The organism is Nonomuraea sp. NPDC054003, from assembly GCF_055585125.1.
The window spans coordinates 433,564-455,518 of record NZ_JBVJKR010000001.1 but is presented as its reverse complement, the minus strand read 5'-3'; the positions used below and the strand labels follow the sequence as shown (position 1 = coordinate 455,518).

The 21,955-nt window shown below is 73.1% G+C and carries 14 protein-coding genes; 10 read left to right on the top strand and 4 right to left on the bottom strand.

Annotated features, from left to right (window positions below):
• Nucleotides 1–80: 80 nt before the first annotated feature.
• From ACZ6YG_RS01880 to ACZ6YG_RS01850, 7 genes are all read left to right on the top strand, one after another.
• Nucleotides 81–1,400, top strand: a complete 1,320-nt coding sequence (locus ACZ6YG_RS01880) for a sensor histidine kinase (protein WP_466016939.1) — start codon at nt 81–83, stop codon at nt 1,398–1,400.
• 50 nt (nt 1,401–1,450) lie between these two features.
• A complete protein-coding gene (locus tag ACZ6YG_RS01875) occupies nt 1,451–2,011 on the top strand; it encodes a TetR/AcrR family transcriptional regulator (RefSeq protein ID WP_466016938.1) in 561 nt (186 codons plus the stop codon).
• 65 nt (nt 2,012–2,076) lie between these two features.
• Complete coding sequence (locus tag ACZ6YG_RS01870; protein WP_466016937.1) at nt 2,077–4,647, top strand: CocE/NonD family hydrolase; 2,571 nt, start codon at nt 2,077–2,079, stop codon at nt 4,645–4,647.
• Nucleotides 4,644–5,489 carry an ABC transporter permease gene (locus ACZ6YG_RS01865; protein ID WP_148030267.1) on the top strand — a complete coding sequence of 282 codons (846 nt, stop codon included), beginning with the start codon at nt 4,644–4,646 and terminating at the stop codon, nt 5,487–5,489. The genes ACZ6YG_RS01870 and ACZ6YG_RS01865 overlap by 4 nt, the downstream gene beginning before the upstream one ends.
• Nucleotides 5,490–5,502: 13 nt before the next feature.
• Nucleotides 5,503–8,724: an AfsR/SARP family transcriptional regulator gene (locus tag ACZ6YG_RS01860; RefSeq protein WP_466016936.1), complete on the top strand. Its 3,222-nt coding sequence runs from the start codon at nt 5,503–5,505 to the stop codon at nt 8,722–8,724.
• Nucleotides 8,725–8,781: 57 nt separating this feature from the next.
• Nucleotides 8,782–9,924 (top strand): FAD-dependent monooxygenase, encoded by a 1,143-nt coding sequence (locus ACZ6YG_RS01855; RefSeq protein ID WP_397197650.1) that lies wholly within the window; start codon nt 8,782–8,784, stop codon nt 9,922–9,924.
• 214 nt (nt 9,925–10,138) lie between these two features.
• The gene (locus tag ACZ6YG_RS01850; protein WP_308248751.1) at nt 10,139–12,265 is read left to right on the top strand and encodes an ATP-binding protein; all 2,127 of its coding nucleotides are present in this window, start codon (nt 10,139–10,141) and stop codon (nt 12,263–12,265) included.
• A 47-nt stretch (nt 12,266–12,312) separates the two neighbouring features.
• Here the strand turns inward: ACZ6YG_RS01850 and ACZ6YG_RS01845 are convergent, their stop codons facing one another.
• Nucleotides 12,313–13,314, bottom strand: a complete 1,002-nt coding sequence (locus ACZ6YG_RS01845) for a terpene synthase family protein (protein ID WP_148030264.1) — start codon at nt 13,312–13,314, stop codon at nt 12,313–12,315.
• A 273-nt stretch (nt 13,315–13,587) separates the two neighbouring features.
• Between ACZ6YG_RS01845 and ACZ6YG_RS01840 the strand changes: the two genes are divergently transcribed.
• Together ACZ6YG_RS01840 and ACZ6YG_RS01835 are read left to right on the top strand one after the other, a co-directional pair.
• Complete coding sequence (locus ACZ6YG_RS01840; protein WP_148030263.1) at nt 13,588–14,487, top strand: proteasome assembly chaperone family protein; 900 nt, start codon at nt 13,588–13,590, stop codon at nt 14,485–14,487.
• 22 nt (nt 14,488–14,509) lie between these two features.
• A complete protein-coding gene (locus tag ACZ6YG_RS01835; RefSeq protein ID WP_466016935.1) occupies nt 14,510–15,550 on the top strand; it encodes a Gfo/Idh/MocA family protein in 1,041 nt (346 codons plus the stop codon).
• Here the strand turns inward: ACZ6YG_RS01835 and ACZ6YG_RS01830 are convergent.
• Complete coding sequence (locus ACZ6YG_RS01830) at nt 15,547–16,329, bottom strand: tyrosine-protein phosphatase (RefSeq protein ID WP_271275935.1); 783 nt, start codon at nt 16,327–16,329, stop codon at nt 15,547–15,549. The two genes, ACZ6YG_RS01835 and ACZ6YG_RS01830, sit on opposite strands and share 4 nt — an antisense overlap.
• Nucleotides 16,330–16,402: 73 nt before the next feature.
• Between ACZ6YG_RS01830 and ACZ6YG_RS01825 the strand changes: the two genes are divergently transcribed.
• A complete protein-coding gene (locus ACZ6YG_RS01825; RefSeq protein ID WP_148030260.1) occupies nt 16,403–17,272 on the top strand; it encodes a hypothetical protein in 870 nt (289 codons plus the stop codon).
• On the opposite strand, the gene ACZ6YG_RS01820 is transcribed toward ACZ6YG_RS01825, so the two are convergent.
• Entirely contained in the window at nt 17,253–19,781 is a 2,529-nt protein-coding gene (locus ACZ6YG_RS01820; RefSeq protein ID WP_466016934.1) for a tetratricopeptide repeat protein, read from the bottom strand. The genes ACZ6YG_RS01825 and ACZ6YG_RS01820 overlap by 20 nt on opposite strands.
• Nucleotides 19,782–19,836: 55 nt before the next feature.
• Nucleotides 19,837–21,948 (bottom strand): M6 family metalloprotease domain-containing protein, encoded by a 2,112-nt coding sequence (locus tag ACZ6YG_RS01815; protein ID WP_271275938.1) that lies wholly within the window; start codon nt 21,946–21,948, stop codon nt 19,837–19,839.
• Nucleotides 21,949–21,955 lie beyond the last annotated feature (7 nt).

Here is a 21,955-nt window from a genome sequence, read left to right as displayed (position 1 = left end):
CCGCTAATTGGAATTAAGATGACTCTATGTGATGACATGGCCACGGAGGGGAGCAGGTGGTCAAACGGTTCATAAGGTCCATGCGCGGGCGGCTGACGATGATCGCCACCGCGTACATGGCCGTGCTGTGCGCCGCGGCGGGCGGCTACCTGCAGTACGCGCTCTACCAGTCGGCCGCCGGCTACCAGCGCGACGCGCTGGAGCGCAGGACCATGCGGGTGGTCGAGCTGATCCAGCACGGGGACGCCCCGAAGCGGCTCGCGTCCGACCATCAGATCGACATCCAGGTGGTCGACGAGACGGGCAGAGTGTTCCTCTCCAACTCCGACATCGCCGGGAAGCCGCGGATGAGCACGCTGGTGCCGCCGCAGAACACCGTCAGCACCACCGCGGAACAGTGTGACCTGCCCCTCTACCCCGGCCAGTGCAACTGGGTCGTCGCCCACCGCTTCGCCGGGCCATCGGGCGGCGACTGGCTGGTCTACACGACCGAGAAGATCGTTCCCTGGTACGTCACGCCGCGGGTGCCGCTCGCCCTGACCGCGATCTTCCTGGCGCCGGTGGTGCTGGCCGCGATCGGCGCGTGGCGGGTGGTCACCAAGACGCTGAAGCCGGTGGACCGCATCCGCGCCCGCCTCGCCACGATCACCGCCACCGACGTCGGCATGCGGGTGCCGGTATCCGGCCACGACGACGAGATCCGGGCGCTGGCCATCACCGCGAACCACACGCTGGAGCGGCTGGAGTCCGCGGCCGAGCGGCAGCGCAGGTTCGTCTCCGACGCCTCCCACGACCTGCGCAGCCCGATCACCGCGATGCGCACGCGGGTGGAGGAGGCGCTGCTGTATCCCGACGAGACCGACTGGCCGACGACCGGCCGCGAACTGCTCGACAGCCTGGACCGGCTGCAGGCCATCGTGACCGACCTGCTCATGCTGGCCAAGCTGGACGCGGGCGCGCCGGGCGAGCGGGAGCCGCTGGACCTGTCCGAGGTGGCCCGCGCGGAGGCGGCCAGGCAGCGCACCAAGCGGGTGGTCACCACCCTGCAGCCGAACGTGCTGGTGACCGGCGACCGGCTGGGGCTCAGCCGCCTGATCACCAACCTGGTCGACAACGCCGAGCGGCACGCCGAGTCCACGATCATCATCACCGTCCGGAAGGACGGCGAGGCCACCCTGGAGGTGCTCGACGACGGCGCCGGCATCGCGCCGGAGGATCGCGAGGTCGTCTTCGAGCGGTTCGCCCGCCTGGACGCCTCCCGCAGCCGCGACGTCGGCGGCACCGGGCTCGGCCTGCCCATCGCCCGCGGGATCGCCCACGAGCACGGCGGAAGGCTCACGATCGAAGAGTCCGACCGCGGTGCCCGCTTCGTCCTACGATTGCCTCTGCGGGGTGATTAGAGTTACGGCCTGTGACTCCAGGTTTTGGCCGGTTACGGCGTGATGATTTGTTGAAGGCGTCCTGCGAGGTGATCGCCGCGCAGGGGTTCGGGCACACCAGGACCATCGACATCGCCAGAGCAGCCGGCGTCAGCCAGGCGCTGCTCTTCTACCACTTCGAGACCAAGGACCGGCTGTTCGCCGAGGCTTTCGCGTACGCCGCACGACGCCATATGGAGTCGCTCGCCGCCGTCGAGCACTCCCCGAAGCCGCCGCTCGACCGGCTGCGGGCGCTGCTCAGGCTCTCCTCCCCCACCGCCTCCCCCGAGGGATGGCGGCTGTGGATCGACGCCTGGGCGGAGTCGATGCGCAACAAGGACCTGCAGCGCACCTCCCGCAGGCTGGACGTGCAGAGCAGGCAGGTGATGCAGAGCATCATCGAGGCGGGGGTGGCCGCCGGGGACTTCACCTGTCCCGACCCGGAGGGCGCCACCTGGAGGATCTTCGCGCTCGGCGACGGTCTGGCCATACAGATGAACGTGCACGGGCGCGTGCTGCCCCGGCGCCGGGTCACCGAGCTGGTCAAGACCGCCGCCGCCAGGGAGCTGGGCCTGTCCGCCGACGATCTGTGAGGGGCTCAGGGGCGGTGTGCGGGCCGTCTCAGAGTTTTCTCAGGTCGGGAAAGTAGGCTCCCCGCATGAAACGTACGGCCGCGCTGGTCGCGGTGCTCGCTCTGCTCGGGGTGACGGTGTGGCTGGTGTGGCCGTCCGTGCCCGAGGTGCGCGGACAGGCCCAGCGCATCACCGTCGTGGACGGGCCGTCCGACGACCAGCGGGTCGAGCTCGACGTCACCTTCTTCCCGCCGCCGGAAGGCGGCAGGGCGCCCGCCGTGCTGCTCGCGCACGGCTTCGGCGGCAGCAAGCGGAGCGTCCGCGCGGAGGCGACGGAGCTGGCCCGGCAGGGCTACGCGGTGCTGACCTGGTCGGCGCGCGGCTTCGGCGGCTCGACCGGCGAGATCGCGCTGAACTCGCCGGACTACGAGGTCAAGGACGTCAAGCAGCTCATCGACTGGCTGGCCGGGCGTCCCGAGGTGCTGCTCGACGCGGCGGGCGACCCGCGCGTGGGCATCACCGGCGCCTCCTACGGCGGCGCCATCGCGCTGCTGACCGCGGCCCACGATCCCCGCGTGGACGCGATCGTCCCCCAGATCACCTGGTCCGACCTGGGCGACGCGCTCTTCCCCGACGCCGCGGGCGGCGGGCCCGCCAACGGCGTGTTCAAGCGCATGTGGGCCGGCATCTTCTTCGGCCAGGGCGGCGCGGTCCAGGGCGGCGCCGCCGAGGGGCTGGAGGCGCTCACCCGCCGGCCGCAGCCGATGACCGCCGAGCAGGCGCGGTGCGGACGCTTCCTGCCCTCGATCTGCGAGATCTACCAGGACGTCGCCACGACCGGCAAGGCCACCCCGGAGGCCGTCGAGCTGCTCAAGGCCTCCAGCCCGGTCCACGTGGCGGGCCGCGTCAAGGCGCCGACGCTGCTCATCCAGGGCCAGCGCGACTCGCTGTTCCCGCTCGGCCACGCCGACGCGAACGCCAGGGCCATCGCCGCCGCCGGCACCCCCGTCTCCCTGGCCTGGTACGACGGCGGCCATGACGGCGGCGACGGCGAGGCCGACTGGCTGCGGGAGCAGACGCTGGCCTGGTTCGGCCGCTACCTGAAGGGCGACGACACCGCCGCGGTGAGCGCCTTCACCATCACCCGCGACGGCGGCCGCGACCCCGGCACCCGCCAGCGCATCCGCCTGCACCCCGAGGCCGACGCCTACCCCGGACTCGGCGGCACCGACGTCACCGCCGTCACGCTGAGCGGGCCGGAGCAGCACGTCGCCAACCCGCCGGGCGGCTCACCCGCCGCCGTCTCCACCGTGCCCGGAGTGAGCGGCCTGCTCGGCGGCGGAGGCCAGGGCACCACCGGTCTGTCGATCGACATGCCCGGCCAGAGCGCCGCCTTCGAGTCGGCCGCGCTCACCGCGCCGCTCCAGCTCACCGGCAGCCCTTCGGTCAAGGTCAGGGTCCACGGCAGCGGCGAGGTGACGCTGTTCGCCAAGCTCTTCGACGTGCCGGACTCGTTCCAGCCGCCGGCGCTGCCCGCCGGGCTGGTCGCGCCGTTCCGGGTGACGATCCCCGAGGGCGCCGGCAGCGCGGAGGCCACCGTCACCCTGCCGGCGGTCGACCACCGCTTCGAGACCGGCCACCGGCTGCGGCTGGTGGTGTCCACGACCGACATGGCCTACGCCACTCCGGCCGAGCCCGCCTCCTACCGGATCGGGCTGGTCTCGCCCGCCCTGTCGGTGCCGACCGTGTCCTCGCTGGCCGCCCCGCCGTCCGGGATCGCCTGGTGGGTGTGGGCGATGCCGCTGGCGGCGATCGCCGTCGCCGCGGTCGTGCTCGCCACCGGCCGCACCGGCGCCCGCCGCGCCGCCGTGCCGCCCGCGACCGAGCGCGTCCCGGCGCCGGACGACGCGCCGCCGCTGGAGATCAGCGGGCTCACCAAGGCCTACCGCAACGGCGAGCTCGCCGTCGACGGCCTGTCGTTCCGCGTCGAGGAGGGCCAGGTGCTGGGCCTGCTCGGCCCCAACGGCGCCGGCAAGACCACCACGATGCGCATGATGATGGGCCTCATCCGCCCCGACGGCGGCGGGGTCCGCATCTTCGGCGAGCCCGTCACCCCGGGCGCGCCGGTGCTGTCCAGGCTCGGCTCGTTCGTCGAAGGGCCGGGCTTCCTGCCCCACCTGTCCGGGCGCGACAACCTGGAGCTCTACTGGGCCGCGACCGGCCGCCCGGCCGCCGACGCCCGCTTCGACGAGGCCCTGGAGATCGCCGGGCTGGGCAAGGCGCTGGAGCGCGCGGTGCGCACCTACTCCCAGGGCATGCGCCAGCGCCTGGCCATCGCCCAGGCCATGCTCGGCCTGCCCGACCTGCTCGTGCTGGACGAGCCCACGAACGGCCTCGACCCGCCCCAGATCAGGGAGATGCGCGAGGTGCTCAAGCGCTACGCGCGCGACGGCCGCACGGTGATCGTCTCCAGCCACCTGCTGGCCGAGGTGGAGCAGACCTGCAGCCACGTGGTGGTGATGCACCGCGGCAAGCTCGTCACCACCGGGCCGGTGTCGGTGCTGCTCAGCACGGCCACCGCCACCGCCACCGTGACCAACGGGCACGGCCCGCGCCTGGAAGACGTGTTCCTCGACCTGATCGGAGACAAGGCATGACGGCCGCACCCGGCTACGCGCCGCGGCGTACGCTGCCGCTGCGGGTCGAGATCGTCCGGCAGTTCAAGCGGCGGCGCACGATCGTCGCGTTCGGGCTGCTGCTGGCGCTGCCGTGGATCCTGGTCATCGCCTTCCAGTTCGGGCCGCAGGGCCCCGGCAACGGCCAGGGGCTGCGGATCTCCGACCTGGCGACGGAGAGCGGGCTCAACTTCGCCGCGTTCGCGCTGTCGGCCTCGGCGAGCTTCCTGCTGGTGGTGGCGGTCGCGCTGTTCTGCGGCGACACCGTGGCCAGCGAGGCGAGCTGGTCCTCGCTGCGCTACCTGCTCGCCGCGCCGGTGCCGCGCGACCGGCTGCTGCGGCAGAAGCTCGTCGTGGCGCTCGGCTACTCGGCCGCCGCGGTGATCTGCCTGCCGCTGATGGCCCTGCTGGCGGGCACGCTGGCCTTCGGCTGGGACGACATCCAGGTGCCCGGCACCGGCGAGACCATCCCGGCGCTCGACGTGCTGCCCCGCTTCGGCATCGTGATCGGTTACGCGCTGGTCAGCCAGCTCGTCGTGGCCGCGCTGGCGTTCCTCATCTCCACCGTCACCGACTCGCCGCTGGGCGCGGTGGGCGGCGCGGTGGGGCTCTGGATCGTCTGCACCATCCTGCAGGCGGTGGAGGCGCTGGGCGTGCTACGCGAGTTCCTGCCGACGTTCTGGAACAACGCCTGGATCGACGCCCTGGCCCCCGAGCTCGACTGGAGCGGCATGGCCAAGGGCGCCTCGGTGTCGATCACGTACGCGGCGATCCTCATCGCGATCGCCTTCCGCCGCTTCCGGGTGAAGGACGTCGTCAGCTGAGTAGGGTCGGCCCATGCGGTTCAGGGTGCTCGGGCCGTTGGAGGTACGCCGGGCGGCGGGCGAGCCGGTCTCCGTGCCGGGGCGGCGGCCGCGTGCGCTGCTGGTGATGCTGCTGCTGGGGGCCGGCCGTCCGGTCGCGGTACAGGACCTGATCGACGGGCAGTACGGCGCGGACCCGCCGGCGGGGGCGGCCAACGCGGTGCAGGCCCAGGTGTCGCGGCTGCGGCGGGTGCTGGAGCCGGGGCTCATCGGGTTCACCGGCGCCGGCTACCGGCTCGACGTCGACCCTGACGACGTGGACGTGCACCGCTTCGAGCGGCTGGTCCGCCAGGGACGGCGGGCGGCGGAGGCGGGGGATCCGCCGCTGGCGGCCTCCCTCCTCCGTGAGGGGCTGGCGCTGTGGCGGGAGCCGCCGCTGGCGGACCTGCCGTCGGCGGTGGCCGCCGCGACGCGGCTGGAGGACCTGCGGGTGTCCGCCGCCGAGGACCTCGCGGAGGCCGAACTGGGCCTGCCCGGCGGCCCCTCCGTGGGCGAGCTGCGGCGGCTGGTGGCCGCCCACCCGCTCCGGGAACGCCTGCGCGCTCTCCTCGTACGGGCCCTGGCGGCGCAGGGGCGGCAGGCGGAGGCGCTCGGGGCGTTCGAGGAGGGGCGGCGGCTGCTGGCCGACGAGCTGGGCGTGGACCCGTCCGGCGAGCTGGCCGCCGCCCACCTCGCCGTACTGCGCGGCCCGGAGTCCGCCCCGCCCGCCGGGGGCGGGCTGCCCGCGCGGCTGACGAGCTTCGTGGGGCGGGAACGGGAGCTCCACCGGCTGGCCGCCCTGCGCGGCTCCCGCCTGGTGACGGTCGTCGGGTCCGGCGGCACCGGCAAGACCCGTCTCGCCGTCGAAGCCGCCTCCCGTGACCCCCTGCCCGCCTTCTTCGCGGACCTCTCCACCCTCCCGGCCTTCCCCTCCGCAGGGAGCACGCCTTCGGTGGGTGAGGTGGCGCGGGTGGTCCTGTGGGCGCTCGGGGCGCGGGAGGGCGGGTTGCGCGCGCCGGGCGGCGGGGATCCGGTGCGGCGGCTGGTGGCGGCGCTGGCGGGGAGGCCGGCGCTGCTCGTCCTGGACAACTGCGAGCACGTGGTCGAAGCCGCCGCCGAGCTGGTGCGCGCGCTGCTCGACGAGTGCCCGGACCTGAGGATCCTCGCCACCGGCCGTGAGGCGCTGGGGATCACCGGCGAGGCCCGGCTGGACCTGGCGCCGCTCGGCCTGCCGCCCAGGGAGGACTCGCCCGTACGGGACGCGCTGCGGTACCCGGCGGTCAGGCTGTTCGCGGAGCGGGCGGCGGCCGTGCGGAGCGGGTTCGCCGTGGACGAGGGCAACGTGGCCGACGTCGTGCGCGTCTGCGCGGCGCTGGACGGGATACCGCTGGCGATCGAGCTGGCAGCGGCCCGGCTGCGCGCCTTCGGGGTGCGGGAGGTGGCGCGGCGGCTGGCGGAGGACGGCCGGTTCCTGGCGCTGGACCGGGGCGAGCGGGGCGCCGTCGGGCGGCACCGGACGCTGCGGGCCGCCGTGGAGTGGAGCTGGTCCCTGCTCACGCCGGACGAGCGGGCGGTGGCCGCGCGGTTCTCGGTGTTCACCGGGGGCGCCGCGCTGGAGGCGGTCCTGGGCGTGTGCGGACCGGACGCCGCGGACGCGCTCGAAGGGCTGGTGGACAAGTCGCTGGTGCTGTTCGACGGAGACCGCTACCGGATGCTGGAGACCATCCGCGAGTTCTGCGCCGGGCGGCTCGACCGGGCGGGCGAGCGGGAACGGGTGCGGGAGCGGCACGCCGGCTGGTTCGAGGGCATGGCGCGGGAGGCCGACCCGTGGCTGCGGCGCGGGGAGCAGATCGGCCGGCTACGCCTCCTGTCGGCCGACCACGGCAACCTGATGGCGGCGCTCACCTGGGCCGTCCGGCACGACAGGCCGCTGGCCTTGCGGCTGGTGTCGGCGCTGGCGACGTACTGGTGGCTGAGCGGGCGGCAGAGCCAGGCCGCGTCGCCGGCCGCCGCGCTGCTGGACGGCCCGGTCGAAGGGCTGGAGGAGGAGTACGTGCTGTGCGTGGTGCACGCCGCGCCCCTCGCCGGCCGGGAGCACTGGGCGCGGGCCGAAGCGTACATACGGGGGTTCCGGCGGCCGTTGCGCAACCCGTTCACCGCGGCGCTGTGGGGGATGACGGCCGGCCCGTTCGCCTCGGGCGTGCGGCCGGCCGACGATCGGGTGCTGGGGTCCGATCCGTGGAGCATGGCGCTGGGCCGGCTCGGCTGGGCGCTGGTCCGGTGGCTGGACGGGGAGCCCCGGGCGGCGGAGCGGGAGCTGGAGGCGGTACTGGCGCTGTTCCGGCAGGTCGGCGAGCGGTGGGGGACCGCGCAGGCGCTCGACGCCCTGGCCACCATCGCCGGGCGGCGCGGCGAGTGGGCGCGGGCGCGTGAGCTGTGGCGGGAGGCGCTGGAGCTGCTGGACGAGCTGGGCGCCCTGGAAGAGACCGCGGATGTGCTGGCCCACCGCGCCGAGGCCTTCCTGCGCGAAGGAGATCCGGCTCAGGCCCTGGCGGGCTACCGGCGGGCCGAGGAGGCGGCCCGGCGGGCGGGGCGCGAGGTGCCGGTGCCGGTGTCGGCGGGGCTGGCGGAGGTCGCGCTGCTCGAAGGGGACCTGCGGGAGGCCCGCCGCCTCCTGGAGGCGGCGCTCGCGGCGTCGGACGGCGCGGTGTTCGGGGCCCGGCACGCCCGCGTGCGGGTGCTGCTCGGGCTCGCCCGCCTGGCCGAGGCGGGCGACGCCGGGGCCCTCGGCGCGGACGCCGTCTCCGGCGAGATCCTCGCCGTCGCGCGCGATGTCCCGCTCGGCACGGTCCTGGCCGACGCCGCCGAGGCCCGGGCCGCCGCCGTCCTCGCCGGGACGAGGACCCGCCCATCGGACACGCGCACCGCCGGAGAGTCCGGCGCCGGTGAGGTGGACGCCGGGGAGCCGGTCGCGACGCCTGCGGAGCCCGGCGCCGGTGAGGTGGACGCCGGGTGGCTGGTGGGGGTGTTGCTGGGGGCGGCGGTCGCGCTGCGGGGGGCGCCGGTGACGGGTGATCGGCACGCCGCGCGTACCGCCGCCGGAGGGCGGGCGCTGTCCGGGGCGGAGGCCTTCGCCGAGGCGTACGCGCGAGGGAAGGCGATGAGCAGGCAGGAGGCGCTCGCGCTGCTGGAGGGCGGAGCGCCCGCGAGACGCTGACGACGCTGTCAGCGGACCGGGGGCGGGTTGTCAGCGGCGGGCGGCAGCCTCGGACACATGCGGAAACTCAAGATTCTCGTCTCCGGCGCCGGCATCGCCGGGCCCGCGGTCGCGTACTGGCTGAGCCGGTACGGGTGCGAGGTCACCGTCGTGGAGAAGGCGCCGGGATCGCGGCCCGGCGGGCAGGCCGTGGACTTCAAGGGCGCCGCGCAGCTGGAGGTCCTGGCGCGGATGGGCGTGCTGGAGGAGGTGCGGCGCCGCCAGACCGGCGGGAGTGACCAGGTCATCGTGGACGGCGCGGGCAGGCGGCTGGCGGTCATGCCGGCCGAGTTCACCGGCGGTGAGGTGGAGATCCTGCGCGGCGACCTGGCGGCGCTGCTCCACGAGCGGACCGCCGGCGACTGCGCCTACGTGTTCGGCGACTCGATCGCCGCGCTGGAGGAGGCGGCGGACGGGGTCCGGGTCGCGTTCGAGCGGGGCGCGCCGGGCGTGTTCGACCTCGTGGTGGGCGCGGACGGCATCCACTCGACCGTGCGGGGGCTGGCGTTCGGCCCCGAGGAGCGGTACGTGCGGCACCTGGGCTACTACTACGCCCTGGCCCGGCTGGACGTGGACGGCGCCGGCGAGATGTACAACGAGCCCGGCCGGATGGTGTCGCTGGGCGGGCCGGAGGCGGCGTCGTTCTTCGTCTTCGCCTCAGGGCCGCTCGCCTACGACAGGTTCGACGTGGACGAGCAGCGGCGCGTCCTGGCGGACGCGTACCGGGGCGGTGGCTGGCGGATCCCGGAGGTGCTGCGGGAGATCGCCGCCGTGGACGACGTGTACGTGGACGCGATCAGCCGGACGGAACTCGGCCGTTACGCGCGCGGCCGGGTGGTGCTGCTGGGCGACGCCGCCTACGGCAACACGCTGGGCGGCTTCGGCTCCGGGCTGGCCGTGCTGGGCGCGTACACGCTGGCGGGCGAGCTGGCCGCGGCGGGCGGGGACCACCGGGCCGCGTTCGCGGAGTACGAGGAGGTGATGCGCCCCTACGCGAAGGCCGCCATGAAGGGCAACGCGGGGCCGTTCCTGGCCCCGCCGACGCGGGCGCGCATCGCGCTGCGCAACCAGGTCTTCAAGCGGCGGCTGCTGCTGCGCGGCATGCTGAAGCTGACCGACGCCTTCGCCACCCGCGGCGAGCTCCGGGACTATCCCCAGTGAGGGGGGCGGTTGTCGAGGTAGAAGGCGTCGGGGTCGTCGTCGCGCCAGTCGCCCCAGCCGAGGTCGGTGTCGTCGGAGGTCTGCTCCGGGAGAAAATCCTGCACGGCAATCATGCTACTCGGTGCTACAAACCCCCTCCCGGGCCGGAATCCGGTGCCGGGACACCCCGCGGGAGCGGCGGTACGATGCGAGGGCAGGTTGTCGCCTATCCCCCGTGAGGTCGTTGATGGCCACCCCGACAGGATGGCGGCGAGACGGCAATCTACCGGCGGAGCTGACGAGCTTCGTGGGGCGGACCCGCCTCCTCGCCAACCTCAAGCGACACCTCGGTGAGTCGCGACTGGTCACCGTCACGGGCATCGGCGGAGTCGGCAAGTCCCGCACCGTGCTGCGGCTGGCGCACCAGGTCCGCGGTCTTTACCCCGACGGCGTGTGGTTCGCCGACCTGGCCCGGCTTCAGGACGCGGGCATGGTCCGCCACACGATCGCCTCCGCGCTCGGCATCGCCGACCAGTCCTCGCGCGCCGAGTCCGAGACGCTCTCGGAGTGGGTCGGCGACCGCGACATGCTGCTCATCATCGACACCTGCGAGCACCTCGTGGAGGGCTGCGCCGAGCTGGTGCACGAGCTGCTGGAGGCGGCGCCCAACCTGAAGGTGCTGGCCACCAGCCGCCAGTCGCTCCACCTGCCCTACGAGCAGGTGGTGCCGGTGCCGCCGCTGCAGGTGCCCGACGACGACCCGATGGAGAACCTCTTCACCAACGAGTCGGTGCAGCTGTTCACGGCCCGGGCGGTGGCCGTCCAGCCCGACTTCATGCTCGACGAGGACAACATCAACGCGGTGGCCGAGCTGTGCCGCCGGCTCGACGGCATCCCGCTCGCGATCGAGCTGGCCGCAGTGCGGCTGCGCGCGCTGTCGGTGGAGCAGATCCTGGGCCTGCTGGCCGACCGGTTCAGCCTGCTGGCCGGGGCCAGCCGCACGGCCCTGCCGCGTCACCAGACGCTGCGGGCGGCCATCGGGTGGAGCCACGAGCTGTGCGAGCCCGCCGAGCGGCTGCTGTGGGCGCGGCTGTCGGTGTTCGCCGGCGACTTCGAGCTCGACGCGGCCCGGTTCGTGTGCTCCGACGAGCGGCTGCCGTCGGAGGACATCACCGACCTGGTGACCGGGCTGGTGGAGAAGTCGATCCTGCTCATCCGCAGCAACCACGCCGGGGTCCGCTACAAGCTGATCGACACGCTGGCGGAGTACGGCGAGGAGTGGCTGGACAAGCTCGGCCAGACCCAGGTCATGCGCCACAAGCATCTGCAGTACTACCTGTCGCTGGCCACCCGCAGCGAGGACGCCTGGTCGGGGCCGCGGCAGATCTACTGGTTCATCCGGATGCGGCAGGAGCACGACAACGTACGGCTCGCGCTGGAGCACGCGCTGCGCACCCCCGGCGAGACGCTCATGGCGCTGACCCTGCTGTCGTCGCTCTGGTTCATGTGGGTGTGCTGCGGCTTCGTCCGTGAGGGCCGGCTCTACCTGGAGCGGGCGCTGGAGGCCAACCCCGGCGTGAGCAAGGAGCGCTGCAAGGCGCTGTGGGTGCTGTCGTACGTGCGCAGCGCCCAGGGCGACAGCGTGGGCGCGCTGGAGGCGGCCGAGGCGTGCAGCACCGAGGCGGTCCGGGTGGGCGACTCGCGGGCGGTGATCCTGGCCTCCAAGATGCAGGGCACGGCCGCGCTGCTCCAGGGCGACCTGCAGAAGGCGAGCGCGCTGCTGGGCGTGGCGATCGAGTTCAACACCGACAACAAGGAGCTGAACCCGGGCCTGCTGCCCGCCATCGTCGAGCTGTCGCTGGTGCTGTCGGCCCAGGGCGAGGTCTACGAGGCCGAGTCGCTGCTGCAGGACTGCCTGCAGGTGTGCCGTGAGCGGGGCGAGCTGTGGGTCGGCTCGTACGCGCAGTGGGCGATGTCGCTGACCAAGCTGGCCACCGGCCGTCCCGACGAGGCGCTGCACAGCGCCCGGGAAGGGCTGCGGGTCAAGCGCCACTTCCACGACACGCTCGGCACCCTCCTGGCGCTGGAGACCACGGCGCGCATCTGCGTGGCGCGCGACCAGGACCGGGTGGCCGCGGTGCTGCTCGGCGCGCTCCATCAGAACTGGAAGACGGCCGGGCTGCCCATGCTGGGCGCCCCGTTCCTCACCACCGACCACGACCAGTGCGTCAAGGAGTGCCAGAAGTCGCTGGGCGAGAAGGCCTACTGGGCGGCGTTCGAGGAGGGCGGCAGGCTGGACCTCGACGAGGCGTCCGCGCTCGCGCTCGGCGACCTGGACGCCCCGGAGGACTCCACCGGCTGAGACGGTGAACGCCGTGCCCGGGACCGGCACGGCGTGGGGGGACCGGATCAGACGGCCTGCGGCCAGCGGGTGCCGGTCGGCCAGGCGTGCACGTAGCGCGCGCTGCCCAGCGAGAACTCGATGTGGCCGCGTACCCAGTGTTCGAGGCCCAGCACGTACTTGCGGACCGGCAGCGGCGCCCAGGTGTCGAGGCGGGCGCGCCGCTCGACGAAGGCGTCGATGGCGGCGTTGTGCATCCTGGAGACCTCGTGCAGCGCCTCCTGGAGGGTCAGCGCCCGGTGGGTGGCCAGCACGGTGACCAGGTTGTGCCGGGCCTTGTCGTTGCCGCGTTCCTTGGCGTACGAGAGCAGGTCGTTGTCCCAGCCGATGAGGTCGCAGGCGAGGTCGGACAGGGCGCGCACGTCGGGGTGGTGCCACTCCTCGGCTTCGAGGCGGTAGCCGCCGCCGACGTCGATGAGGGCGAAGCAGGTGAACGTGGCGCCGGTGATGCGCCGCATGAGGACGTAGTCCTCGGGGGTGGGGATGAGGTCGGCCTCGCGGTTGGCGGCCTCCCAGATCTGGGCGAAGAGATACTCCTTCACGGTCGTCCGCCACCGGTCGACCTGGGCGGGGGTGCCCAGCTCGGCGATGCGGTCGAGCAGCTCGCGCAGGGTGACGCCGAAGGGGTCGCCGGGGGCCGGTTCCCTGCGTCTGTCGAGGACGTCGAACAGGGGCGGCAGGGCGCGGGCCAAGGCGGAGGGCCGGTGGCCCATCAGCTCCCCTTCGCAGAACGCGTCGTCGAAGGCGAACAGCCAGTTGTACCAATCGTTGATCAGTCTGAGGCTCTCGCGGGGCACGGGCGGGTTCGTCCGCGCCGCGAGCATGCCGATCTTGGAGCGGCGGAAGTGCTCGATCGCGCCGGTTCCGTCGAGCATGGACGAGGCGGCCAGCCACAGATGGCTCTCGGCGTCGACCTCGGCCGCGTGCTCGTTGATCTCGTTGGGGAAGGGGCACGGGAGCGGAGGGATGCGGAGTGGTCGCCTACCAAAGGAGTGCGCAGAAGTAGCCACCCACCCAGCATGACGAGAGAGTGTCCGAAAGGCCACACTCGGCTACCATCATGCATTTGCAGGTTATTTCATACTGTGAACCATTCGCCCCCTCCGTTGCTCAGGCCCTCCATGCCACCGGAACTGGCGGGGTCGAACAGCCTGGTGGCGGACTCTTCGGGCTCCGGGTCCCCGTCCCTGTATCCCGTTGTGTCTCGATAGGGTGCCCTGCACGGAATCGTTCCGGCTCGCCGTGGGTTCTGGATGTGAGTACCTAGGGAAAGGCTGTCCAACGTGTTCGACCCGACGGATCTATACAGGCTCGCCGAGGACCTCCCCGAGCTGACCGATCCGGTGTTGCTGTATCACTTCGACGGCTTCGTCGACGCCGGGGCCGCCGGACGGCTCGCGCTGCGCCACGTGCTGGACGAGCTGGAGCACCGGGTCGTCGCGACGTTCGACGTGGACCGGCTGCTCGACTACCGGTCCAGGCGGCCGATCATGGTGTTCGACACCGACAGGTGGGTGGAGGTCGAGACGCCGGAGCTGGTCGTCTACAGCGTGAAGGACGCGACGGGCACCCCCTTCCTGCTGATGACCGGCCCCGAGCCGGACCGCGCGTGGGAGCTGTTCATCCGGGCCGTCGGCACGCTCGCCGGCCGGTTCGGGGTGAGCAAGATGGTGACCATGCACGGCATCCCGATGGCCGTGCCGCACACCCGCCCGCTGGGCCTCACCATGCACGCCAGCCGGCCGGAGCTGATGAGCGGCAAGCCGAGCACGTTCGGCCGGGTGCAGGTGCCGGGCAGCGTGGCGGCCCTGATGGAGTTCCGGCTCGGCGCGGAGGGGCGGGACGCGATCGGCTTCGCCGTGCACGTGCCCCACTACCTGTCGCAGGCCGAATACCCGACGGCCGCGGTCGCCGCGCTGGAGGCGGTCACCAGGAACACGGGGCTGATGTTCCCGCTCGACGCGCTGCGCGAGGCCGCGGAGCGCACGACCGTGGAGATCGAGGAGCAGATCAGCTCCTCGGCGGAGCTGTCCAGCGCGATCAGCGGGCTGGAGCAGCAGTACGACGCGTTCGCGGCCGGCGAGGAGCGCGAGAACCTGATCGCCGAGTCCATCCCGATGCCGACCGGCGACGAGCTGGCGGCGCAGTTCGAGCGGTTCCTGGCGGAGCGCGACGACGATTGATCACCCCGGGTAGCCTGGGGCGATGGACGAGATCCAGGTCGGGCTGATCGGTTACGGCACGGCGGGGGCGGTCTTCCACGCGCCGCTGATCGAGGCCACGCCCGGGCTGCGGCTGACGGCCGTGGTGACGCGCGATCCGGCCCGCCGCGACGAGGTGTCCGCCCGCTACGGCGCCGAGCCCGTCTCCGAGGCCGCGGCGCTGTGGGGCCGGTGCGACCTGGTGGTGGTCGCCTCGCCCAACCGGACGCACGCGAGCCTGGCGGCCGAGGCCCTCGACCATGGCAGGGCGGTGGTGGTCGACAAGCCGTTCGCGCGCACCGCGGAGGAGGCCCGCGCCGTCACCCGGCTGGCCGCCGCGAAGGGCCTGATGCTGACCGTCTTCCAGAACCGGCGCTGGGACGGCGACTTCCGCACCGTACGCCGGCTGGTCGCGGAGGGCGCGCTGGGCGAGGTGCGGCGGCTGGAGTCGCGCTTCGAGCGCTGGCGGCCGGCGCCCAAGGGCGGCTGGCGCGAGACCGGAGGCCCCGGCGACGCCGCCGGGCTCCTCTACGACCTGGGCAGCCACCTGGTCGACCAGGCGCTCCAGCTGCTCGGCCCGGTCACCCACGTCTACTGCGAGAGCGACGTGCGGCGCGCCGGGGTGGCGGCCGACGACGACACGTTCGTCGCGCTGACGCACGCGGGCGGGGCGCGCTCCCACCTGTGGGTCAGCGCGGTGACCCCGAGCCTCGGGCCGCGCTTCCGCGTGCTCGGCTCGTCGGGCGCCTACCTGAAGTACGGGCTCGACGTGCAGGAGGAACGGCTGCGCGAAGGACGGTCGCCGGCCGCGGCGGGGTTCGGCGAGGAGGACGCGGACCGCTGGGGCGTGGCGGGAGCCGGCGACGACCTGCGCGAGGTGCCCACCGAACCGGGCGCCTACCTCGACTTCTACCGCGAGGTGGAGTCCGCGCTGCGCACCGGCGGGCCGCCTCCGGTGACTCCCGAGAGCGCCGTGGAGGCGCTGGCCGTGATCGAGGCGGCCCGCCGGTCGGCCGGCGAGCGGACCGTGGTGCGGGTGGGCTAGCCGCGCAGGCGGTCGTACATCGCCTGGCTGTCGTCGTCGGTCCAGCCCTGCCGCGCCAGCCAGCCGAGCGGGCCGCCGAACCTCTCGTCCAGCACGCCCAGGAACTGCTCGATGTAGCGCGGGCGCGGCATGTGGTCGTCGGCCGGGCGCGAGTCGAGGTCGTCGCGGTAGGTGGAGCTGCCGCGCAGGCGGCGCAGGATCAGCTCCAGCCGCTCCCCCGTGGCCGCGTAGTCGGCCACGATGGCCTCGCGGGTGGCGCCGGCCACCTCCAGCGCGAGCGCGCACAGCACGCCGGTGCGGTCCTTGCCCGCGGCGCAGTGCACCACGGCCGCGCCGTCGTCGCGCGCCATCGTGCGCAGCGCCCGCACCACCGCGTCGGGCCGGTCGCGCAGGTAGCCGTAGTAGAAGCCGGTGACGCGCAGCTCCACGTCACCCTGGCGCTCGTGCCAGGGCAGCACCCGGTCGGCCTCGATGGTGTCGGCCTCGACGTCGGTGCGCCGCCCGCCCTCGGGGAAGAGCGTCAGGTGGTGATGGGTCACCTCGGGCACCTCGGCCAGCGGCCCCGGGCCCTCCAGCGTCACCTCAGGGGTCGAGCGCAGGTCGACCACGTGCCGCAGCTTGAGTTCGCCGACCAGCCGGGAGACGTCGGCGGGGGTCAGGCCCTGGAGGTTGTCCGACCGCAGGATGCGGCCGAACTGTGTGACGCCGCCGTCACGCGTCGGAATCCCGCCCAGGTCACGGACGTTGACGGCGCCGTCGAGATCGATCCATCTGCTCATCACGTTCACCCCGCCGACCCTATATGTCCCGCAAACTTGAGCGGATTCGCGGTTCATAACGCAGCATGAACGTATGGATCCACGTGCTCTGCCCCCTCGGCTGGTGATCGATCCATCGCTGCCCCCGGACGTCTCCGTCGAGCTCCGGTCGAGCCCGCACGTGCTCAGACTGGCCAGGTCCGGCTGGCGGATGGCACCTCGCAACCTCACCTGGCTGTTCGTCCTGCCCGGTTTCCTGTTGCTGCTGTGGATGGTGACGGGGACCGGCGCGGTCATCACGGCGGCCGTCGGCGCTGGCCTCTTCGGACTGATCCGCTGGCTCTCCGTCGGGTCGTACAACAGGGCGACCCGCCGCAGGCTCGCCCTGGCCTACGAGTACGCCAACTACTACATCCTCCCCGAGGACCTCGACTACCCCTGCCAGGTGCTGCTGCGGCGCGCCCAGCGGGCGGCCGAGGCGATCCTCGGGTCGCAGGTGCACAGGGAAGGGCTGATCGACACCATCGACAACCGGGTGACGCTGCCGGAGGAGGTCTGGCAGATCGCGCAACGGCTGCGCAAGCTGTCGGCCATGCACGCCGAGCACGGCAAGCTGGTCCCCCGCGAGCTGCCCACAGGGCTGAAGGACGCGTTCAAGCCGTACAGCACCGCGCTGGACGCGGCCTGGACGTCGTTGTCGAAGCGGGTGCGCAACCTGGAGCAGTACGCCAAGCAGGTGGTGAAGGCCGACCGGGTGTTCCACGCGCACCGGCGGCTGGAGGCGCTGGCCGCGCGCACGCCCGACTACCAGGAGCTGATCGCCGACACGGTGCGCGACGACATGGCGCGCGCGCACCTGCGGGAGCTGACCGACCAGGCCGCGCACGCGCGCAAGCTGTTCGAGGAGAGCATCCACCAGGCCAGGCAGGCGGCGGGCGAGCTGCTCAGGCCTCCGCGGCCTTGAGCAGCTCCAGCGTGCGGCGCACGCCGGCCTCGTTGCCCAGGCTGCGGTAGATGTCCCTGGCCTGGCGCAGCGGCGGCCCGGCGGCGCTCCCGGCGCCCGCGTCCAGGTGCGCCTCGCCGATGTACTGCAGGCCGCGCGCCATCCACCAGCGGTCGCCCAGCCCTTCGAAGGCGTCGACGGCGCGGCGCAGCTCGCGCTCGGCCTCCGCCACGCGGCGCAGCCTGCCGAGCACCCGGCCGACCGACAGGGCCGAGCGGGCGACGCCCCAGGAGTCGCCGAGCGCCTCCAGGATCTCCCCCGCCCGGCGGGCCACCTCCAGCTCGCGCAGGCCGCTGGACGGGTCTCCGACCTCACCGGCGGCGCGCAGGCAGCGGGCCTCCTCCCACAGCTCGCCGCGCCGCCGGAACATCTCGGCCGCCCGGTCCAGGCTGTAGCCGGCCTTGGTGAAGGTCTCGACGGCCGCCCGCTGGTCCCCCGCCCGGTGCAGGCCGCGGGCCTGGGCGGCGAGCACCTCGCCGTACACGCGCAGCGTCTGCGCCTCGGAGTAGCGGTTGCCCTCGCGCTCGAACACCTCCAGCGCGTCCTCCAGCAGCTCCCTGGCCTCCTCGGGGCGCCGTTCCGCCAGCCGCATCTCGGCGAGGTTGCGTTGCGTACGCGCCATCCACCAGAAGTCCTCGACGCCCTTGAACGCGGTGATGGCGGCGACCAGGAACTCCTGGGCCCGGTCGAGGTGGCCGTCGCTGAACAGCGTCATGCCGATGGTGCGCAGCGCCCTGGCCGCCCACCACGTCTCGCCGAGTTCGGTGAACGCCTCCAGCGCCTGCTCGGCGTCCGCCCGGCCGCGCTCCTGGCCGCCCTGCCCGCCCCAGACGGCGGCGCGGTCCAGCGCGGCGATGGCCCGCGCGCGCCGGTCGCCGGCCCGTTCGGCGGCCTCGCAGCCGATGTCGGCGGCCTCCGCCCAGTCGGCCCAGTAGGCGCGCAGCGAGTGGCACAGCGAGCAGAACGCCCGCGACAGCCCCCACGTCAGCTCCCACAGCTCCAGCCGCCTGGCGATGCCGATCATCGCCATGAACGTGAGCCGCTCGGCGTTCAGCCAGTCGCCCGCGTGGATCTGGCCTTCGGCGGTGGAGCGGCGGCCGCCCTTGCTCCAGTCCTGCGGCCAGCGGTTCTGCGCCGCCTCCTCGGCGCGGCGGCGGTAGCCGTGCAGGACGCGCTCGACGGCGTCGCCGCGCCTGGCCGGGTCGTCGTCGCCCGCCGGCTCGGCGGCGAACAGGGCGACCAGGTCGTGCAGCCGGTAGCGCATCGAGCCGGTCAGGTCGGTGCCGGAGCACTCGGCGAGCTGGGCGTCGATCAGCGCCTCCAGCTGGTCGGCGCCGTCCAGGGTGGAGATGTCGAGCAGCTCGCCCGCCACCCAGCCGGGCACGTCGGGCGCCGAGCTGAGGGCGCTGAGCAGCCGCAGCAGCCGCCGCTGCATGCCGGTGCAGTCGTCGTAGCTGAGCTGCACCGAGGCCCGCACGCTCTTGTCCACGGTGGGCGCCAGCTCCAGCTGGTCCAGGCGGCGGCGCTCGTCGGCCAGCCGGTCGGCCATCTGCCGCAGCGTCCACTGCTCGCGGGTGGCCAGGCGTCCGCCGCAGATACCGATGGCCAGCGGCAGGTAGTCGCAGAGCCGCACGATCTCCTTGGCGGACTCCAGGTCCTCGAAGACCCGCTCGCCGCCGGCCAGCCTGGCCAGCAGTTCGACGCCGTGCGCCTCGCTGAACGGGCCGAGCCGGGTGTCGTGGGTGCCGCCGAGGAACAGCGGCTGGCGGGAGGTGACCAGCACGGCGCAGCCGCGTTCGGCCGGGATCAGCGCCTTGACCTGATCGGCGCTGTGCGCGTTGTCCAGGCCGATGAGGATCCTGCGGTCCTTGGTCCAGGTCAGCCAGAGTTTGCGCAGCTCCTCCAGCCCGCCGGGGTCGATGGCCAGCCGGACCCCGAGCGCGCGCAGGAATCCGATCAGCACCTCCTCGGGCCGTACCGGGGAGTCGACGCCGCCGCGCAGGTCGGCGTAGAGGCGGCCGTCGGGGAACGATCCGGCGACCTCCTGGCCGAACCGGGTGATCAGGGATGACTTGCCGACGCCGCCCCTGCCGTACACGGAGACCACCAGCGCCGGTGCGGGGGCCGCGGCCTTCCTGCGGGCGGCGTACACCTCGCGCAGCTCGGCCAGCGCGTCGGCGCGGCCGGTGAAGTGCTCCGGCACGGGCGGCCACTGCTCGGGCGCCCTGGAGGCGGGCTCGGCCGGGGTCACGCGGCGGGGCCGCACCTCGGTGGTGGCCCAGGTGGCCACGCCCACCAGGAGGGCGGCCGCCGCCGTGACGCCCACCTTGGCCACCGGCGGGATCTCCCACTCCAGGGCGGCCGCGAAGATGCTGGCCGCGGCGGCGGCGAAGCCCGCGGCGACCGGCGCGGCCACCCCGATCTTTCTTAACCGCCGCGGTCGCGGTTTGTCAGGCAGGTCACCTGTCATGATCGGATTCAAACCGATGGGGCACGGCTCGCGCCAGCCGTACCCCATCGTTCATTCAGACGCCCACCACGAGACACGTGGCGGTCGCGGACTTGGCCGGGTCGCTCTCCGAGGTGGCGGTGAGCTTGACCCGGGCCAGCCGGTCGCCGCCGGAGCCGCGGACGGCGTTGACGGTCACGGTGTCGTGCCCGCCGAACTCGACGGTGGCCAGCGCGTTGGGCGTCTGAGCGGTCCACCCCTTGCCCGAGACCTCCGCGGTGAGGCGGTAGACGTCGGACTTCAGGTAGGCGCTGACGTCCTCGGGGTGCTGCCCCTGGGCGGGGGCCGACCTGCCGGTGTTGAACAGCGGGAATCTGCAGGTGGACAGGTTCTTGCCGGACGGGACGCCGGCGCCGGGCAGCAGCCGCACGCCGCGCCGCTGCGGGCCCGCGCCGTCGAGGGAGCGGATCGCCACGGTGTAGGACAGGATGCCCTTGCGGTCGCGGTGCACGTCGGTGATGTAGAAGTGCAGCCGGTTGGCCTCGTCGACGTACTCGTACTCGCTGCCGGAGTCGGTGCCGGCGTGGAAGAGCGCGTCGGACAGCTGACGGTAGTCGCCGATCGTGATCGGCACCTCGGTGCCGTCGGGCATCACGTAGTCGGTCATGCCGATGTCCTGCGGGTTGGCGTCGATCACCCACTCGAACGGTGCCCGGTCGGCGTTCTTGGTCTTGGCCAGGAGCACGCCGGAGTCGGGGGTGAACGAGTCGCTGCCCATCCGGTCGACGACCTCGACCGTGTAGTTGTCGTAGCCGCCGCCGTCGCACATCGGGTCGGTGCCGGGGTCGCAGGCGGGGCTCTTGTCACCGGTGTCGAAGGCGATGTTGATCCCGGACAGGCCCTTGTCGCCCGGCTGCACGGCGCGGGCGGTCACCTTGGCCGTGACGAGGCCGGACTCGTCCAGCGCCTCACGGGACAGGCGCAGCACGTTCCGCTCGTCCACCATCTCCAGCTTGATCTTGTTGCGGAGCATGTGCTGCGCGCCCATGGACGCGCCCGCGGTGGGCGGGATCAGCCAGCGGGAGTGCGGGCCACCCGGCCCGTTGAAGCTGCCCCGGCTGAGCATCTCCCAGATGCCGGTGTACGCGCGCCGCGGCGGCACCCCGTACGGGTTGTTGTAGTTGTCGGCGATGCCCATGATGTGGCTCAGCTCGTGGGCGTAGACCGCCATGCCCGAGCTCTCGGCCTGCACCGAGTCGATGCCGAAGCGGGCGTTGGGCCAGAACGTGGAGCCCGCCTGCCAGGAGGTCCACTCGACGTAGCGGGTCCTGGACCAGTTGGGCAGGGCGGGGTCGTTCTCGGGGCCCCACGCGTCGGGCACGTCCTCCTTCGTGGGGAACTTCATCATGCCGAACTCCTGCCAGGTGGACGACTCGTCCTGGCCGGCGCTCACGTAGAAGACGAAGTCGAACTGGTCGGCCACCTCCTGGCCGACGTCGGCGAGCCAGGCGGCGTTGCCGTCGGCGCGCAGGTTGCGGTTGCAGGTGTCGCCGGCGGGGCAGGCGTCCCGCTGGTACTCCAGCGCGTACTCGTGGTCCTTGCCGGGCATCGTGTACGGGCCGAACCCGGTCAGATCGACGCCGTAACGCCCGCCGGAGTCCTCCATCCAGTATTCGTGGATGGTGTGGCCCTTGTTGAGGTCGTTCGGGGTGTTGAGGAAGTCCTGGTAGAACTTGGCGACCTGGTCGCGGGGCACGTCGTGGGCCTGGGCGCTGGGGTTGCCGAAGATGGTCGAGCCCTGGGGCTGGGTGACCACGAACGGCTGGTTGGGGTAGTCCAGCAGCACCAGCGCGCCCTTGAAGGTGCGCACGGAACCCTCGGCGGAGGGGTCGTTCCAGGTGGTGCCGGGGATCTTCTTGTAGTCGGCCCACGTCATGTGGTCCGGGTTCTCCCAGTTCTGCGGGTCGATCGGCTCGAAGCCCGCCGAAGGCCGGCCGCGCAGGGCGCTGGGGTTCTCCGCGGGCGCGTCACGCTGCCAGGGCTGGGTCTGGGGCCAGTGGTCGAGCCGCCAGGGATGCTCGGGGTCGTCTGCGGGGGGTGCTGCGGAAGCGGGAGTCGCCATCAGGCTCACCGGGATCAGCACGATGGCTGACAGCACGGCTCCCAGCAGTTTCTTCGGGACAATCACGGCTCGA

Coding starts and splice junctions, on each gene's coding strand:
- ACZ6YG_RS01865 (WP_148030267.1), top strand. CDS start 4,644: ATGACGGCCGCACCCGGCTACGCGCCGCGGCGTACGCTGCCGCTGCGG.
- ACZ6YG_RS01825 (WP_148030260.1), top strand. CDS start 16,403: ATGGATCCACGTGCTCTGCCCCCTCGGCTGGTGATCGATCCATCGCTG.
- ACZ6YG_RS01870 (WP_466016937.1), top strand. CDS start 2,077: ATGAAACGTACGGCCGCGCTGGTCGCGGTGCTCGCTCTGCTCGGGGTG.
- ACZ6YG_RS01820 (WP_466016934.1), bottom strand. CDS start 19,781: ATGACAGGTGACCTGCCTGACAAACCGCGACCGCGGCGGTTAAGAAAG.
- ACZ6YG_RS01880 (WP_466016939.1), top strand. CDS start 81: ATGCGCGGGCGGCTGACGATGATCGCCACCGCGTACATGGCCGTGCTG.
- ACZ6YG_RS01855 (WP_397197650.1), top strand. CDS start 8,782: ATGCGGAAACTCAAGATTCTCGTCTCCGGCGCCGGCATCGCCGGGCCC.
- ACZ6YG_RS01830 (WP_271275935.1), bottom strand. CDS start 16,329: ATGAGCAGATGGATCGATCTCGACGGCGCCGTCAACGTCCGTGACCTG.
- ACZ6YG_RS01860 (WP_466016936.1), top strand. CDS start 5,503: ATGCGGTTCAGGGTGCTCGGGCCGTTGGAGGTACGCCGGGCGGCGGGC.
- ACZ6YG_RS01835 (WP_466016935.1), top strand. CDS start 14,510: ATGGACGAGATCCAGGTCGGGCTGATCGGTTACGGCACGGCGGGGGCG.